This window comes from Sulfuricaulis sp. (assembly GCF_041499725.1).
Classification (GTDB): domain Bacteria; phylum Pseudomonadota; class Gammaproteobacteria; order Acidiferrobacterales; family Sulfurifustaceae; genus Sulfuricaulis.
Map to the genome: position 1 here is coordinate 22,835 of NZ_JBGQKW010000008.1, position 16,853 is coordinate 39,687.

General features: G+C 60.4%; 14 protein-coding genes. 8 read left to right on the forward strand and 6 right to left on the reverse strand.

What is annotated here, in order from left to right; translation table 11 throughout:
* Nucleotides 1-36: 36 nt before the first annotated feature.
* Nucleotides 37-2,589, reverse strand: coding sequence for a cation-translocating P-type ATPase (locus ACC569_RS02730; protein ID WP_372521966.1), 2,553 nt, complete (start codon nt 2,587-2,589; stop codon nt 37-39).
* A 171-nt stretch (nt 2,590-2,760) separates the two neighbouring features.
* Between ACC569_RS02730 and ACC569_RS02735 the strand changes: the two genes are divergently transcribed.
* Nucleotides 2,761-3,240: a glycine zipper 2TM domain-containing protein gene (locus tag ACC569_RS02735; protein WP_372521967.1), complete on the forward strand. Its 480-nt coding sequence runs from the start codon at nt 2,761-2,763 to the stop codon at nt 3,238-3,240.
* Nucleotides 3,241-3,320: 80 nt separating this feature from the next.
* Here ACC569_RS02735 and metH read toward each other — a convergent pair whose 3' ends face one another.
* From metH to ACC569_RS02760, 5 genes are all read right to left on the reverse strand, one after another.
* Complete coding sequence (metH, locus tag ACC569_RS02740; protein WP_372521968.1) at nt 3,321-7,046, reverse strand: methionine synthase; 3,726 nt, start codon at nt 7,044-7,046, stop codon at nt 3,321-3,323.
* A 249-nt stretch (nt 7,047-7,295) separates the two neighbouring features.
* Nucleotides 7,296-7,754 (reverse strand): ligand-binding protein SH3, encoded by a 459-nt coding sequence (locus tag ACC569_RS02745; RefSeq protein WP_372521969.1) that lies wholly within the window; start codon nt 7,752-7,754, stop codon nt 7,296-7,298.
* Between the two features lie 203 nt (nt 7,755-7,957).
* Complete coding sequence (locus ACC569_RS02750; protein WP_372521970.1) at nt 7,958-8,980, reverse strand: D-alanine--D-alanine ligase; 1,023 nt, start codon at nt 8,978-8,980, stop codon at nt 7,958-7,960.
* Complete coding sequence (locus ACC569_RS02755; protein ID WP_372521995.1) at nt 8,977-9,984, reverse strand: putative zinc-binding metallopeptidase; 1,008 nt, start codon at nt 9,982-9,984, stop codon at nt 8,977-8,979. The genes ACC569_RS02750 and ACC569_RS02755 overlap by 4 nt, the downstream gene beginning before the upstream one ends.
* A gap of 94 nt (nt 9,985-10,078) precedes the next feature.
* A complete protein-coding gene (locus ACC569_RS02760; RefSeq protein ID WP_372521971.1) occupies nt 10,079-11,053 on the reverse strand; it encodes a TraB/GumN family protein in 975 nt (324 codons plus the stop codon).
* Nucleotides 11,054-11,112: 59 nt separating this feature from the next.
* Between ACC569_RS02760 and ACC569_RS02765 the strand changes: the two genes are divergently transcribed.
* The 7 genes from ACC569_RS02765 (at nt 11,113) to ACC569_RS02795 (ending at nt 16,805) form a co-directional block, all read left to right on the forward strand.
* Nucleotides 11,113-11,919, forward strand: a complete 807-nt coding sequence (locus tag ACC569_RS02765; protein WP_372521972.1) for a MipA/OmpV family protein — start codon at nt 11,113-11,115, stop codon at nt 11,917-11,919.
* Between the two features lie 36 nt (nt 11,920-11,955).
* Nucleotides 11,956-12,273, forward strand: a complete 318-nt coding sequence (locus ACC569_RS02770) for a hypothetical protein (protein ID WP_372521973.1) — start codon at nt 11,956-11,958, stop codon at nt 12,271-12,273.
* A gap of 173 nt (nt 12,274-12,446) precedes the next feature.
* Nucleotides 12,447-13,544, forward strand: coding sequence for a chorismate synthase (aroC, locus tag ACC569_RS02775; protein WP_372521974.1), 1,098 nt, complete (start codon nt 12,447-12,449; stop codon nt 13,542-13,544).
* A gap of 13 nt (nt 13,545-13,557) precedes the next feature.
* Nucleotides 13,558-14,340, forward strand: coding sequence for an ABC transporter permease (locus ACC569_RS02780; RefSeq protein ID WP_372521975.1), 783 nt, complete (start codon nt 13,558-13,560; stop codon nt 14,338-14,340).
* Nucleotides 14,341-14,367: 27 nt separating this feature from the next.
* On the forward strand, nt 14,368-15,015 hold the full coding sequence (locus ACC569_RS02785; protein WP_372521976.1) for an ATP-binding cassette domain-containing protein: 648 nt from the start codon (nt 14,368-14,370) through the stop codon (nt 15,013-15,015).
* 12 nt (nt 15,016-15,027) lie between these two features.
* Nucleotides 15,028-15,807 (forward strand): MlaD family protein, encoded by a 780-nt coding sequence (locus tag ACC569_RS02790; RefSeq protein WP_372521977.1) that lies wholly within the window; start codon nt 15,028-15,030, stop codon nt 15,805-15,807.
* A 152-nt stretch (nt 15,808-15,959) separates the two neighbouring features.
* The gene (locus ACC569_RS02795; RefSeq protein WP_372521978.1) at nt 15,960-16,805 is read left to right on the forward strand and encodes a tetratricopeptide repeat protein; all 846 of its coding nucleotides are present in this window, start codon (nt 15,960-15,962) and stop codon (nt 16,803-16,805) included.
* Nucleotides 16,806-16,853: the final 48 nt, after the last annotated feature.

Here is a 16,853-nt window from a genome sequence, read left to right on the forward strand (position 1 = left end):
TGGAGTGTTGGAGTAAGGAGTTGATGAAATTGAAAGTCAAGGTCCGGCCATCGGTGTTTGCCGGAAGCGCTTGAACAGCTCGAACCACAACACTCCCGCGGCGCCGGCGGTGATACTGAAGGCAAAGTCCGCGACACTCAGTGCTGCGAAGCGGAACAGGTCGCGCAGCACCGGAACCGACAAGGTGAGCGCCAGCACCACCAGTGTGCCTGACGTGACCCACCATAGCGCCGGGTTGGGCGCGCGCAACATGGTAAAACCCGAGCGTACCCAGGAGCGGTTCGTGAAAATCAGCGCAAGGTTGGAAACCACCAGCGTGGTGAAAGTCAGCGTACGTGCCTGGTTTTCGTCCAAGCCGCGGTAGAGCGCGAGGCCGAACAACGCGAGCGCGACGAGCAGCACGCCGGCGCCCTGCAGCAAGCTCAAGGCGAGCAGGTGACGGCTGAAGAGGGGTGCGCCGGGCGGCCGTGGCGGTTTGCGCATGACGTCGGCCTCCTCGTGCTCGGCTTCGAACACGATGGAGCAGGTGGGATTGATGATGAGCTCGAGAAAAACGATGTGCACCGGCGTAAGGATCAAGGGCCATCCGGCGAGTACCGGCAGCAGCGACAATCCCGCGATCGGCACGTGGACGGCGAGCGTATAGGCCATCGCCTTGTGCAGGTTGGAGGCCATGCGTCGCCCGAGCCGCACCGCGGCCACGATGGAAGAGAAGTCATCGTCGAGCAGCACGAGGTCCGCCGCCTCGCGCGCCACGTCGGTACCGCGTTCGCCCATGGCGATGCCGATGTGCGCGCTCTTCAGCGCCGGCGCGTCGTTGACGCCATCGCCCGTCATGGCGACGACCTCGCCGTTGGCCTTCAGCGCGTTGACGATGCGAAGCTTCTGTTCCGGCACCACGCGCGCAAAGATGTTGATCCGTTTGATACGGTTGCCGAGTTCGGCATCGCTTAACCGATCGAGCTCGGGACCGGTGATGATGGCTTCGCTTTGCACCAGGCCGATCTGACGCGCGATGTTGGACGCCGTGCCGGGATAATCCCCGGTGATCATGATCACGCGGATGCCGGCGGTGTAACAAGCCGCGAGCGCCTCGGGCACCGCCGGACGGATCGGGTCGGCAAGTCCCACCAGCCCGAGGAACTCGAAATCAAAATCATGTTGTTTGCCAGGCAGCGGCTGCTCGCGGAACTCGGACCGCGCCACGCCCAGCACACGCAGGCCCTGCTCGGCGAGTTGGTGGACGGATTCTTCCAATGTGTCCAGTTGCGCCTGGCTGAAGTGGCACAGGTCCGCGATCGCTTCCGGCGCGCCCTTGGCGGCGATGACATGATGCTGCCGGTCCGGTCCGCGCCATACATGCGACAGCGCCAGAAGCTCGGGAGAGAGCGGGTATTCGCGTACCAGCGTCCAGTGTTTGTGCAGGTGCTCGGTGTGGGCGAGGGTGGTTTCGCCCAGCGAACGTAGCGCTTTTTCCATCGGGTCAAAGGGATCGCGCTGGCTGGCGAGAATGGCGAACTCGACGATCTCGTGAAAATTTTCCGGAAGCGTTCGAAGCGGCGCGGACACGTCCAGATGCTCGCCGTTGGCAAAGAGCCGGTTCACCGACATGCGGTTCCGGGTCAGCGTGCCGGTTTTGTCCACGCACAGCACGGTGGCGGCACCCAGCGTTTCCACGGCGGGCATGTGCCGGGTGAGCACCTGCGCCTTCGCCAGGCGCCACGCGCCGAGGGCCAGGAACACCGTAAGGATCACCACGAATTCCTCCGGCAGGATGGACATGGCCAAGGTGAGCCCGGCGAGCAGACCGTTCAACCAGTCGCCGCGCAGCAGGCCATAGGCGGCTACGACGATGAGGCTGAGCACAACGCCGAGCACGGCGAACAGCCGTACCATATGTCGCGTCTCGCGCTGCAGCGATGTCGGCTCCTCTTCCACCTTTAGCAGCGCCTTGCCGATACGGCCGATCTCGGTGTTGAGGCCAATGGCCTCGACGACGGCTACTCCCTTGCCGTGCACCACAAGAGTGCTGGCGTACACGAACGGGAGATCATCTCCGCCGGGTCGGGCAGCAGGTGGCGCGTCATCGGCGGCGAGCTTGCGCGCGGGGACCGATTCGCCGGTCAACAGCGACTCATCGGCGGACAAGTTGCTGCACCAAAGGACCCTGGCATCCGCCGGTACGCGATCGCCTTCGGCAAGAACCAGTACGTCGCCACGCGTTACCTCGCGTCCCGAAATGCGTCGAGTCTGACCGTCACGGATCACCCGCGCCCGTGGGCTTGAGAGATCGCGCAGCGCTTCAAGCACGCGCACAGTCTTGCGTTCCTGGTACAGCGTGATCCCGATGACGATGAGTACGAAGAAAAGCAGCAGCAACGCTTCGCGCACATCGCCGAGCAGGAGATAGAGGCCGCCGCTGACGAGCAGCAGCAGAAACATGGGCTCGCGCAGGACGCTCAGGGCGATGACGAGCAGGCTGCGCGGTTTACTGGAAGGGAGTTCGTTATAGCCGTCGGTTTTCAGCCGACGAACGGCTTCGGTTCCGGATAACCCTGAAAGGGTTGCGATATCAGATTCGCTCAGCAATGGGGCTTTCTTCTCCAGTCAAAGATATTTATGGCGCTGATACACAGGCGGCGATCACAGTATCAAGTTTAAGTATTTTGCAAAAATTTACATTTAATATCTTTTCCAGGGCTGATTAACCGGCGTATACTTCAGCGCTCGGAATATGAATGTTTCATCAAGGAGGTTTATATGCCAGCAACTGAAGGTTCATCGTCACCTATTGTAAAGATTGCCGCCGTGGCCGTGATTATTTTCGCCGCCGTGGGTGTTGGCATGATGACCGGCATCATTCCTGGCGCGGGCTCCAAGAATACGGCGCAGGAAGCTGCCAAAGAGTGTCTTAATTGCGGAGTGATCGAGTCGATCAATCTCGTCGAATTGAAAGGCGAGGGTTCCGGGGCTGGTGCCGTGGCCGGTGGCGTGCTCGGTGCCGTGGTGGGCAGCGAGATCGGCGCGGGCAGAGGCAAGACTCTGGCCGAGGTCGCGGGCGCGGCCGGCGGCGCCTACGCCGGAAACGAGGTCGAGAAGAACATGAAGAAATCCGCTCATTTCCGCATCACGGTGCGCATGAACAACGGCAGCGTGCGTACCATCACCCAGAAAACCGATCCCGGCTTCAGAACGGGCGACAGCGTGAAGATCGAAAACGGAACGCTGGTCAGAGGGTAATACCGGGAGAACAACTGAGCACCTGTCCCGGTTTATATCAAGACAAGGGCGCTTTTCAACATGAAAAGCGCCCTTTTTATTTACTCCTCGGGTTCGTATCCCAGATTCGGCGACAGCCAGCGCGTAATGATCGCAAGGCTCATGCCTTTGCGTTTGGCATAATCCTCGACTTGGTCCTTGCCCAGATTGCCCACGGCGAAATACGTAGAATCGGGATGTGAAAAATAGAAGCCGCTGACGGCGGCGGCCGGCCACATGGCGAAGCTTTCCGTGAGCTTCACGTCCGTGTTTCGCGTTGCTTCGATCAATTTGAAAAGTAACTCTTTCTCGGTGTGATCCGGGCAGGCCGGGTAGCCCGGCGCCGGACGTATGCCCTGGTACTCTTCGCGAATGAGGGCGTCGCCGTCGAGTTTTTCACCAACTGCATAACCCCAGAATTCCCGGCGCACGAGTTCGTGCAGCCGCTCGGCAAAGGCCTCGGCCAGCCGGTCGGCCAGTGCTTTGGCCATGATGGCGTTGTAATCGTCGTGTGCCTTCTCGAATTTTTTCGCCAGTTCATCGGCGCCGTGGATGCCGACGGCAAAAGCGCCGACGTAGTCCTTGAGACCGGATGTTTGCGGCGCGACGAAATCAGCCAGTGCGCGGTTCGGCCGCCCCGGCGGCTTCTCGTCCTGTTGCCGCAGGGTATGCAGCGTCATCGTTACTTTCTGGCGCGACTCGTTTTCATACACTTCGATATCGTCGTCGGACACGCTGCTCGCCGGAAACAGCCCGATAACGCCTTTTGCCACGAGCAGCTTCTCATTAATGATGCGCTTGAGCAGGACTTGGGCGTCGTTGAACAATTTAGTCGCTTCCTGGCCCGCTTTTTCATCCTTGAGAATGGCCGGGTAGCGGCCTTTCATCTCCCAGGTGATGAAGAACGGTGTCCAGTCGACGTAACGCACCAGCTCCTCGAGCGGGTAATTTTCCAGGACGGTAATTCCCGGCTTGCGCGGCGCCGGAGGCGTGTAACCCGACCAATCGATTTTCGTTTTGTTGGCGCGTGCCTCGGCGAACGCGAGCAGCCGCGCTCCAGCCTGCTTGCCCTTGTGACGCAGGCGCACCTCGTCGTATTCGGCTTGCACCTTGGCCACAAAATCGGTCTTGAGGTCGGTCGAGAGCAGGTTCGAGGCCACGCCGACGCCGCGTGAGGCGTCCTTGACCCAGATAACGGGTGCCGGGTAATGCGGCGCGATCTTGACCGCGGTGTGCACGCGCGAGGTGGTGGCCCCGCCGATGAGCAGCGGGATCGTGAAGCCCTCGCGCTGCATCTCCTTGGCGACATGCGCCATTTCGTCGAGCGAAGGCGTGATCAGACCGGACAGGCCGATGATGTCGACTTTGTGCTTGCGCGCTTCTTCGAGAATCTTCGCGGCCGGCACCATGACGCCGAGATCGATAACCTCGTAATTGTTGCAGGCCAGCACCACGCCCACGATGTTCTTGCCGATGTCGTGCACGTCGCCCTTGACCGTGGCCATCAGGATTTTCCCTTTTGGTTTGCTGCTTGCCGATTTCTCGGCCTCGATGAAGGGCACGAGATGCGCCACAGCCTTTTTCATCACGCGCGCGCTCTTTACCACCTGCGGCAGAAACATCTTGCCGGCGCCGAACAGATCGCCGACCACGTTCATGCCGTCCATGAGCGGGCCTTCGATTACCTGGATCGGGCGCGCGAACTGTTGGCGCGCTTCTTCTGTGTCACGTTCGACGAATTCGTCGTTACCGTGCACCAGAGCGTGCGTCAGGCGTTCAGTGACCGGCGCCTCGCGCCAGGCGAGGTCCTGGGCTTTGGCCTTGCCGCCTTCGCCGGCGTACTTCGAGGCGATCTCGAGCAAGCGTTCGGTCGCCTCCGGACGACGATTGAGAATGACGTCCTCGACCCGCTCGCGCAGTTCGGCGGGGATGTCTTCATACACGGCGAGCTGACCGGCGTTGACGATGCCCATATCCATCCCGGCCTTGATGGTGTGATACAGGAATACGGAGTGAATCGCCTCGCGCACCGCGTTGTTGCCGCGGAACGAGAACGACACGTTCGACACACCGCCGGAGATGAGCACATGGGCTAAGCGCTGCTTTATTTCGTGCGTCGCCTCGATGTAGTCCACGGCGTAGTTGTTGTGTTCCTCGATGCCGGTCGCGACCGCGAAGATGTTGGGATCGAAGATGATGTCTTCCGGCGGAAAGCCCAGCTTTTCCGTCAAAATCCCGTAGCAGCGCGCGCAGATCTCGATCTTGCGTTGGCGTGTGTCGGCCTGGCCTTTTTCGTCGAACGCCATGACCACCACGGCCGCGCCGCAGCGGCGTACCTCCCGGGCCTGTTCGATGAATTTCTCCTCGCCTTCCTTGAGGCTGATGGAGTTCACCACGGGCTTCCCCTGGATGCATTTGAGACCGGCCTTGAGCACGCTCCACTTGGAGGAGTCGATCATCACCGGCACGCGCGCGATCTCGGGCTCGGAGGCGATAAGGTGCAGGAACGTCGTCATCGCCTTCTCGCCGTCCAGCATGGCCTCGTCCATGTTGACGTCGATCATCTGCGCGCCGTTGATGACCTGCTGGCGCGCCACGTCGAGGGCCTTGCCGTATTCGTTATTGAGGATGAGTTTCTTGAACGCCGCCGAGCCGGTGACGTTGGTGCGCTCACCCACGTTCACGAACATCGAGTCCGGGCCGATGTTGAGTGGTTCGAGTCCCGCCAGCCGGCATTGCGGCTCGATCCTCGGCAGTGTGCGCGGCTGGACGGTCCGTACGGCGTCGGCAATCGCCTTGATGTGCGGCGGTGTGGTGCCACAGCAGCCGCCAATGATATTAAGGAAACTGGATTCGGCCCATTCCCTGATTTGCCCGGCCATGAATTCGGGCGTGTCGTCATAACCGCCGAATTCATTCGGCAGGCCGGCGTTGGGGTGGCTGCTCACGTGCACGTTGGCGACGCGCGCCATTTCCTCGACGTACTGACGCAGTTGCGTCGTGCCGAGCGCGCAGTTCAGGCCCACGCTCAACGGCTCCGCGTGCGCGATGGAATTCCAGAAGGCCTCGGTGGTTTGTCCCGACAGCGTGCGGCCGCTGGCGTCCGTGATCGTGCCCGAGATCATGATTGGCACGCGGATGCCGTGGTCCTCGAAATATTTATCGATGGCGTACAACGCCGCCTTGCAGTTCAGCGTGTCGAACACGGTTTCGACCAGCAGCAGATCGGCGCCGCCGTCGAGCAGGCCGCGCACGCACTCGCTGTAGGCGGTGACAAGCGCGTCGAAACTGACGTTGCGAAAGCCCGGGTTGTTGACATCTGGCGAGAGCGAGGCGGTGCGGTTGGTTGGTCCGAGCACGCCGGCCACGTAGCGCGGACGCGTCGCGTCCTTGCGTTCGTATTCGTCGGCCGTGGCACGTGCCAGACGTGCGCCTTCCCGGTTCAGTTCATAGGCCAATTCCTCCATGTGATAATCCGCCATGGAGATGGACTGGGAATTGAAGGTGTTGGTCTCGAGGATATCCGCGCCGGCCTCGAGATAGGCGGCGTGGATGTCATGGATGATCTTCGATTGCGTCAGCGTCAGAAGATCGTTGTTGCCCTTGATCTCGTGCGCCCAGGCGGCGAAGCGTTCGCCGCGGTAGTCCTTTTCTTCCAGCTTGTAGCGCTGGATCATGGTGCCCATGGCACCGTCCAGGATCAGAATCCGTTCTTTAAGGAGAGTTTCGAGCCGCGACAGGCGTTCGCGGCGCGCGCTGTCGGGGACGGCGTAAGGGCGTTGCGGCATTCGACGGGTGAAAATGCATTATTTAATTTAGTGATGTGAAGTGTACCGGAAACCTTGCGCTGATGCCTAAAACGACAACTCCGCCGCGCGCCCAGTGCCCGAGGCGAATGCTCCTTCGACAATGGGCGCAGATAGCCGCAATGAGCTTAGTTTCCTTGGGCACTATAGCCGCCATTTGCGAAAGAACTCCACCTTGGGTTCCGGCGGCTAAGCGGGGTTGACTGGTACACCGCGGAGATTGCTGGCGGTTTATGCCGCCTTGTTTCCGTACCTGGCCTTGGCTACGCGCGCGGCTCTGGCCTCCTCGGGTGAGTAGGCCTGGCCGGACCAGAGCATCGAGTAGGCGATTTCCTCGTTGCCGTTCTCGCACAGCTCCAGAACTTTTTTGAATAGCGGCTGGAAGGAATCGCTGCGATGCGACTGCTCATGCTCCTCAAAGGAGCGCCAGAAGGTCACGATCAGCGCTTCCTTGTCCTTGAGCGGATTCGCGACTGCTTGGCCGATGGTCGAGCCCTCGTTCGAGATGGCGCCGCTGTTCAGGGCGACGAAACCACCGACGAAGCCGGTGTCGGAGTGATAGGTTTTCACGTTCTCGCACAGCATGGCGACGCGTTCTTGCAGGTCGTCCACGGTGAATCCGGGTTTGAGCAAAACCCGGTTGACTGTGACCACGCCATCCGACGGAAAGCCATTAATTAGTTGAGCCATGTTCGGATACCTCCTGATAATCAAATAGAGCCGGTTCTACTCGGGCAACAGGCCATAAATCAGCGATTAGCAACGCTTATGACCATATAATAATATACTAATATAGTCAAGTATTATGGGGCCATAAAAAATGGCTTCAAGAGCACCGTGATTCGGGCCGGAAATTTACGAGGATTGATTAAAAAAGGTGTTAGGCAGCAACGCTATTCATCGATGGACCGGGCCATCAGACCCAGTTGCAGAATACGCTGGATGAAATCCTCGTAGCTGAGCCCGGTCTTGATGGCCGAGAGGCTGCAATCCTCGTCGCGGGCGATCCCGGGGTTGGGGTTCGCTTCAAGAACATAGAGTTCGCCGTCCGCCGTCGCGCGCAGATCCAGGCGACCATAGCCACTCATGTCGAGCAGGTGGTAGACGCGCTTGCACAGGTGGCCGATACGTTCGGCCATGCCGTTCGGCAGGTTGCGCGCGAACTGATACTCGATCTTCCAGCGCTCGCGATACTTGTCGTCCCACTTGACCTTGTAGGTGGCCATGCGCGGCGTGCCGGGTTCGGTGCCGCCGAATTCCAGCTCACGGAGGGGCAGCACCTCGAGCTTGGTGTTGCCCAGGATGGTGACGTACAGCTCGCGGCCGTCGATGTATTCCTCGGCAATGGCGTCGCCCTGGAGTTTCTCGTGGATGAGCGCCACGCGCTCGCGCAACTGGGCGTCATTTTCCACGTACGAGGCCTTGGCGATGCCCACCGAGCCTTCCTCCATCAGCGACTTGACGATCAGAGGATAAGTGAACTTGCGCAGACGGCTGATTTTCTTGCCGCGCGGGAAGACCGTGAAGTGCGGCACGCTGATGCGATGGTAGGTGAGGATCATCTTGGACAAGGCCTTGTCGCGCGCCAGCAGCAGCCCGCGCGGATTACAGCCGGTGTGGGGCAGGTGCATCATGTCGAAATAGCTGACGACGTAATAATCGAAGGCGCTGTTGCCGGCGAAGTCCTCCAAAAGGTTGAAGGCGATGTGCGGCTTCCATTCCTCGATGACCTTGCGGATGGGCGCCAGATCGCCATAGACGCCGACGACCTGGACTTCGTGACCGAGAGTCAGCAGCGCGGTCTTGACGTCGTACTCGGTGCGGTATTTCTCCATCCGCGGGTCGCCCTCGGCAAGCAGGTCATCCGGCGGCACCAGCGTGTAGTGCACCACCATCATGACGCGCAGCTTTTTCATACCGCCAGGCGCGAGGTGCCGCTGCGCAGGGAGCCCATGTACAGCATGACAAGCGAGGCGATGAGCGCGACCTTGGTTTCTTCCCGGTCACGCGAGGCATGCAGGTTCATCTCCTCGCAGCGGTGGATCATGTCCTCGATGGTGAGATGGATGCGGTAGCGTGAATCCGAGGTCCAGCGCGCGACGGTGGTGATCGCCTCGCGGCGCAGGCGGCGGATGAAATGCGCCGCTCTTTCATTCTTGCGTCCGCCCGCGGCCGGGAAGATCTGCCGCAACTGCTGTTCGTGGAAGCGCGGCAGGTCTTGTTGCAGGCGCGTCTGTTTCTCCGCGTAGTACTCGCGCAGCGTGATGCGCAGCGTGGTGGTCGATTCGATCTGTTTCTTGGTGCGCACCGGCGGAGAGTGGCCCACGATTTCCTTCATTCGCCCGTCGACATAATTGAGTTTCTTGAGCGCCGGCCAGTCACGGTATTTTTCGCGCCAGCGCGAATCGGGATCGAGCCACACGGCGAAAGTCTCCGCCCAGTCTTCCGCCGGATGGCTTTGGGCGTACCAGTTGTCGAGATGCAGCACGTAATTGCGACTGTAGGGCCGTGGCAGATAGCTTTCGGGATAGACCTTGCTCGCGCGCCCGAAGCGCCGGCGCCAGCTCTGTTTGAGGTGCAGCCGGAAGGCGTTGGCCAGCGCGTGCGCGGTTTCGTGCCGCAGCAGTTTCATGCGCGACTCCGCGGTGTTGCCGTCGAATTCGAGCATGTGCGCTTTTTCCAGGCGCATGAGCCGTGGGTGCGCGAGATAGAACGGAATCGCGAAGCCCGGCACGCCGTCGGGACAGAACCAGCAGTCCGACAGCCAGGTGTGCGGGCGGAACACGAAGCCGCGGTTTTCCAGCTCGCGGTAGAGGGCCTCGATCTCTTTCTGCAACTTGGTGCCGGCGAGCGTCAGCCCCAGATCGCACAAGCGTGTGTCGAGCAGATGCTCGTCGGACCGGCGCGTCCAGGACGTCATCACGGGACGGCGTGATGACGCTTTTTTGCGCCGTTTTCGGATTTTGGTTTTGCGGGAAGAGATGTCCGTCTCCTTGTTATTTAGCGTTTCTTACTTAATAGACAGGGGTGACACGATACCCGGCTTTCTCGATAAGATTCAACAGCCCTGATTCGCCCGTGAGGTGGGCGGCCCCCACGGCGATGAAGACGCCGCTATCCTTGAGTATAGGTCCCAGCCGCGCGGCCATGCGCATGTTGCGCCGCGTCAGCAGCCGGTCCATGACGGATCGATGCAACCGGTCGTTGTCCGGTTTGTGCTTCGCGCCAGCCTCGGCCAGGGCGGCGATATCGCGGGCGAGATAGGCCTCGATCATTTCCTCGAGATCCTTTTCGAACGCGTCCTGCTCCTGCACCGCCTCTTTCAGGAGCGCGACCTGGTCCGGCAGGGGCAGTTCATCGAATACCGCCAGCTGTTCCTGGATGGTTTCCAGCCCGGAGACGGGCTTGTTCTGGCGCGTGGCGCGGTCCTGCAGGATGAGATCGAGATACTCGCCGGTTTTCGGTTGCGGCATGGACAGCGCCATCATCACCGCCCAGGGTTTCTGTTTCTCTACGCCGAGCGTCGGGATGCCGCGTGCGGCCAGCGCCTTCACGGACTCCGCGTACAGTTTTTTGCCGACCACCTGTTCCAGGGTTCGGCCATCGCTGAAGTACATGGCCTCGGCCATGTGCACGAGACCTTCGTCGTCGATCACCGCTTCCATCGTGAAGCGGTTCGAGGCGTCGAGCGCCTTGGTCACCGGTTCCGGCAAGGCCGTGACGCGCCTGTCATCGGAATGGATCGTGCCGAAAAGATAGCTTGATCTTGCGCCCGGCGCCTCGATTTTCCATAACAGCCCCTTGGCATATTTGGCTGCCGGTGGCAGTTTGGCATCCGCAGCGGGACCGGCATTCGCCGCCGTCGCTGCCAGTGCCGTGCCTGAGGTGAACAGCAGGGCGCAGAAAAGAGTGAAAAGAAATTTGAGAAATGACCGCAGACCAGTCGTGGACTGAATCGAGGCGGATGACGGGAAACCGGTGCCCCGCATGGGTGGTGTCAGGATGATGGCCCGATTACCATGTATCCAAGAGTATATTAGGAATGCCGATGCGACAAATACTCCGTTTTGTCTTTCTGTCCGCCGGCCTGCTCGCAGGCCAGGCACATGCCGACGAATTGCCGCGCTGGGAAGTTGGCCTGGGCGTGGCGGCATTGAGCATCCCCGATTATCGCGGCTCGGACCGGCAGCGCGGATATCTGTTGCCGTTGCCCTATGTTCAGTATCGGGGAGACATCTTCCGGATTGACCGTGAGGGCGCCCACGGCGATTTGTTCAGATCGGACCGCTTCAAGCTCGATGTCAGCCTCAACGCCGGGCCCCCGGCGAAGAGCGGCCGCAACGGTGCGCGCAGCGGCATGCCGGATATCGATCCCACGGTCGAGACGGGCCCTTCGCTCTATATTTTTCTCGCGCGTAACGGAATCCGCGATCGTATCTGGTCGCTGCGGCTGCCGCTGCGCGCCGCGGCCGCCACCGATCTCAGGCATGTCCAGCGCATCGGCTGGGTGTTCGCGCCCAGTCTCAACTTCGATGCCACCGGCCTTGCCGGAGGTTGGGATATCGGTGTGGCCGCGGGACCGATGTACGCCTCCGAGGACTACCACGATTATTATTATGAGGTTCAGCCCGCCTTTGCCACGGCCGCGCGACCTGCCTACGATGCGCGGGCCGGTTACAGCGGCAGCCGGCTGACGCTGACGGCGAGCCGGCGATACCCGCGCTTCTGGGTTGGCGCGTTTGCGCGGTATGATAATCTTTCCGGCGCGGTTTTCGCGGACAGCCCGCTGGTCAAAAAGAACGATTCGTTCATGGCCGGAGTCGGCATCGCCTGGATTCTGGCCACGTCTCGCTAAGTATCGCCAGCCATTTCATTCGGGACATATCTTTTCATGATGACACCACGTACGCAGGATGAATATCTGGATCTGGTCGAGCAGGCGATCTTCGAAATCGAGGATGTGCTTATGTGCGCCGAAGACGAGGGCGATCCGGAAGACAACGCGTTTTCCGACATTCTGCCGGTCTTTGAAAAGCTGTCGAGCGATCTCAAGAAACTGCATGCCGATATCCTGCAGGGCAAGCATGCCATCGGCCAGGGCGAGGACCTGCCATTCATGTCGCTGGTGTCCGCGTGGAAGGAGAGGATTCCATTCCTCGACCTGTTCGCGGCGTTGAACTACACCTACAAGACCGGATTCCAGACTTAGGGAGGCTGAACAAGCCCGAATCCGTTCGCCCTGAGCCTGTCGAAGGGGGACGGATTCGGTATTAATAAACCAGGTTTCCCGTTCGTGCTTCGACAAGCTCAGCACGAACGGGAACTTGTTCAGATCTTGCCCAGGGGTTTGTTCGATTCCGGCTTTGCCGGTAACATGCCGCCATGTCCGGAAACACCATAGGTAAGCTGTTTACCGTTACCACGGCGGGGGAATCCCACGGCCCGGCCTATATCGCCATCGTGGACGGCTGCCCGCCCGGCATGGCGCTTTCCGAGGCCGATATCCAGCCCGACCTCGACCGGCGCAAGCCCGGCCAGTCGCGGCACACCACGCAGCGGCGCGAGTCCGACGAAGTTAAAATTCTCTCGGGCGTGTTCGAGGGCAAGACCACTGGTACGCCGATCGGGCTGCAGATCCTGAACACCGACCAGCGTTCGCAGGATTATTCCAAGATCGAAGACCGGTTCCGTCCGGGTCATGCGGATTTCACCTATTTGCAAAAGTACGGGCTGCGCGATTACCGCGGCGGCGGGCGCTCGTCGGCGCGCGAAACGGCGATGCGCGTGGCGGCCGGCGCGATCGCCAAGAAATATCTTCATGAACGCTACGGCGTGACGGTGCGCGGTTACCTCGCACAACTCGGGCCGATCAAGCTTGAGCTCAAGGATTGGAACGAAGTCGAGCGCAATGCGTTTTTCTGTCCGGATGCATCGAAGGTTCCGGAGCTCGAGGCCTACATGGACGCGCTGCGCAAGGAAGGTAATTCCATCGGTGCGCGCATCAACGTCGTCGCCTCGCACGTGCCCGTGGGTCTGGGCGAACCGGTGTTCGACCGACTCGACGCGGATATCGCTTACGCGATGATGAGCATCAACGCCGTGAAGGGCGTCGAGATCGGCGCGGGTTTCCGCGCGGTGGAACAGAAGGGCACGGAACATCGCGACGAAATCACCCCGAAAGGTTTTCTCTCGAACAACGCCGGCGGCATTCTCGGCGGCATTTCCACCGCCCAGAATATCGTGGTCAGCATGGCGCTCAAGCCTACCTCCAGCATCCGTCTGCCCGGGCGCACGGTGAACGTAAGCGGCGAGGCCGTCGAGATCGCCACTACCGGCCGTCACGATCCTTGCGTTGGCATCCGCGCCACACCGATCGCCGAGGCGATGCTCGCCATCGTGCTGATAGACCACGCGCTGCGCCATCGCGCGCAGAACCTCGACGTCAAAAGTCCCACGCCCGCCATTCCCGGCAGCGTCTGAGAATCCCGCGAGCATGAGCATGACGCTCATCAATCCGGGACGGATCGGCAGGGCGGTGCTCGGTACCGGCGATTACTGGAAGGGCTTCCACGAACTCCTGTTTTACAGCTTGCGGCGGCTCGGCGCTTTGGGCAAGCCGCCCGTGCGGCTCGTCTTCTTCAAGCAGATATATTTCACCGGCATTGAGGCGCTGGGTGCGGTGACGGTGATCGCCGCGCTGTCCGGCATCGTGATCACCACCCAGATCACCAGCCTCGTGGGGCAGAACATCGCGCTCACGGCGAAGATCATGCTCTGGACCGTGGTGCGCGAACTTGGGCCCCTGCTTTCCGCCATCGTGATCATCGCGCGCAGCAGTTCGGCTACCGCCTCGGAGCTGGCGAGCATGAAGATCCGCGGCGAGATCGACCATTTGCGGTTCATGGGTATTGCTCCCGGCGACTATCTAATGGTGCCGCGCATCGCCGGCATCACGCTCTCGGTCGTGGCCGTTACCTTCTATTTCCAGATGACGGCGATCGTGATGGGCTACGCGTTCGCCGCCTTCATGGGATTCATGCCGTTCGTCAAAAGTATTACCGGCGTCATTTCGACATTGAGCATGACCGAGGTTCTGGTATCGCTGCTCAAGGCGTTTGTCTTCGGGCTGGTGATCTCCATCACGTCCTGTTATTACGGCCTGCGCGCGAGCGGTACCGTGACCGCGATTCCGCGCGCCGCGACCGGGGCCGTCATGCGCAATCTGCTGACGATTTTCCTGCTCGATGGAATCATTACCTATGCCTTCTTCGTATGACGCATCGCTTTCGGGCCGCGGCAACTCATGATTCGTTTCGATCATGTGACGAAAGGACCGGTCCGCAACCTGTCGTTCGATCTCGACCGGGGTGGCACGGCCAAAATCCTGTTCAATTCAGAAGATCGGAAAAATCTTTTATTCGGCATGCTCGCTGGGTTGCAGCGTCCGGAGACCGGCAAGATTTTATTCTTCGGTGAGGATCTGTTTGCCCACGGGGAAAATGAACGCCTGGCGCTGTTCCGGCGCATCGGCGTGGTGCCGGCGCACGGCGGCCTGATCAGCAATCTCAAGGCATGGGAGAATCTGCTCCTGCCGGCATGGTATCACCGTGGTTTGACGGCGGAGCAGGCCGAACGACCGGTGGCGGAGATATTCGATCAGCTCGGACCGGGCGAGGCCGGGTTGAAGCAACGCATGGGCGAGTTGCCCGGCCAGCTGAGCCTGTACGAACGGCGTGTCGTGGCCCTGGCGCGGGCGATGCTGATGGAGCCGGACATCCTGATATATGATTTCACCTTCGCCGGCCTGGATCGCGACGCCGTCCAGCAATTGATGAAGCTGACCGGTGAGTTTCACGGCAGAAAGGCCGGCCGGGTGTCGCTGTACCTGTGCCCGGACGACGCGGTTTCGGCGCGTCTCGTGGTCGATAGCACCATCACCCTGACCCAATGACGCGAGGGACCCATGGCCATATTGCACGATGACGATACGCGTTTCAAAGGCCTGGAGAAAAAAATTGGGCTCTTCGTCATCATCGCCTTCCTCGGCATCGTTTTGACCATTATTGCCGTTGGCATCCAGCAGGACGTCTTCTCGCCCAAGACCCGGCTCTTTATCATCACCGATAGCGGGCAGGATATTAGCGAAGGAATGGAGGTCAAGCTCAGAGGTTTCAACATTGGCAAGGTGGAGAAGCTCGAGCTTACCGACGACGCCAGAGTCAAGGTGACGCTTTCCATTTTGCGCAGCCACATGAAGTGGGTGAAAAGCGATTCGAAGGCGCGCCTGCTCAAGGAAGGCGTCATCGGCGCGAATATCATCGAGATCACCCTCGGGTCCGAAAAGGAAAAACCTCTGGAACACAATGCCGTGATCGCTTTCGAGCGCGAGCGCGGTCTCGGGCAGGTGGTGGATCAGCTGTACGCGGAAGTGATTCCCCTGATCGAAGACCTGAAGCGTGTGGCACGCCGTGCTGACACGCTGCTCGCCGGTCTGCCCGCGACGCAGCAGAAACTGGATACGGCGCTCACCAGCGCGACGAAAAATTTTACGAATCTGGAAAAAGTCACGGCCTCCGACCTGCCGGCGATCACGAAAAGCGGGCGCGAGACGGTGGAGAAAGCCAACAAGGTCGTGGATTCGGTCAGCCGCACCTGGCCGATCAGCAGCAAAATTAAAGAGCCTCACTCGGTAACCCTGCCGGTCGACAGTTATGCGCCCGATCAGGCCCCGAAACAAAAGTAATCGCCTGACAACACCATGATGCAATGGCGCATAACAGAGAGTCCCTTCTCCCCTTGCGGGAGGCGAGGCGGGGTTATCGCGAATGTCCAGTGGACATTCGCGCCGCCGAGCGGGTGCAAATGTTTTTCTTGCACCCCGGCAGGAATAACAGGATGAGGGGAAACTTTGTCATTATATTTTTCCTCATGCTGGTGGTGCTCACCGCCGGTTGCGGCAGCAATCCGCCTGCGCTCACGGAACAGCAGGAAACGGCTATCCAGTTCAATCAGCGCGGCGAGACTGCTTTCCGCCGCGGCGATTATGCGCAGGCGCTGCAGGAATATCAGGGCGCGCTGTCAATCCACCGGTCGGTCGAGAACGTGGCAGGCATCGCCACTGAACTGCTGAATCTGTCCGTCGTCTATCGTTGGCTCGGCGACAAGGCGGCCGCGCAGGCCACGCTTGATCGGATACTGACGGAAAGGAGCCCTGCCTTCAGCGCCGACCAGAAGGCCGAGGCCGCGTACCGCAAGGCCGGTTATTACCTGGATGACGGCAACGAAACCGAAGCGCTGTCATGGCTGAACAAGGCGCTCGAATTCTGTCACGGTTGCGGCACCGAAGGCCGGCTTTACAATCTTATGGCCAGAATGGCGCTTGCCGGTCAGCCGCAGGACGCCATGAACCATGCCCGCCGCGCCCTGGTGCTGAACAGAAATGCCGGCGATAAGAATGAAGCAGCCAATTCGCAGCGCTTGATCGCGGATGCCGCTTTCAAATTGGAGGATTTCAAAACGGCGCAGCAATCCTATGACGATGCCCTACGGCTCGACAAGGACACCGGCGCCGCTGCCAAGATCGCGCTGGATCTCATGGGCCTCGGCCGCAGTATCGCGCGGCAGGGCCGGCGCACCGAGGCTGTCGAGTATTTTCAGCGCGCCTATTCAGTCAGTGAAGGGGCAGGCGATACTAAGGCCATGGAAGATGCCGCGGCGGAAATCAAGAAAGTGACTCCCTGATACGTGCAGCGTGTCACTTCCTTGTCGGGTTTGCGGTTTACTTTTTAG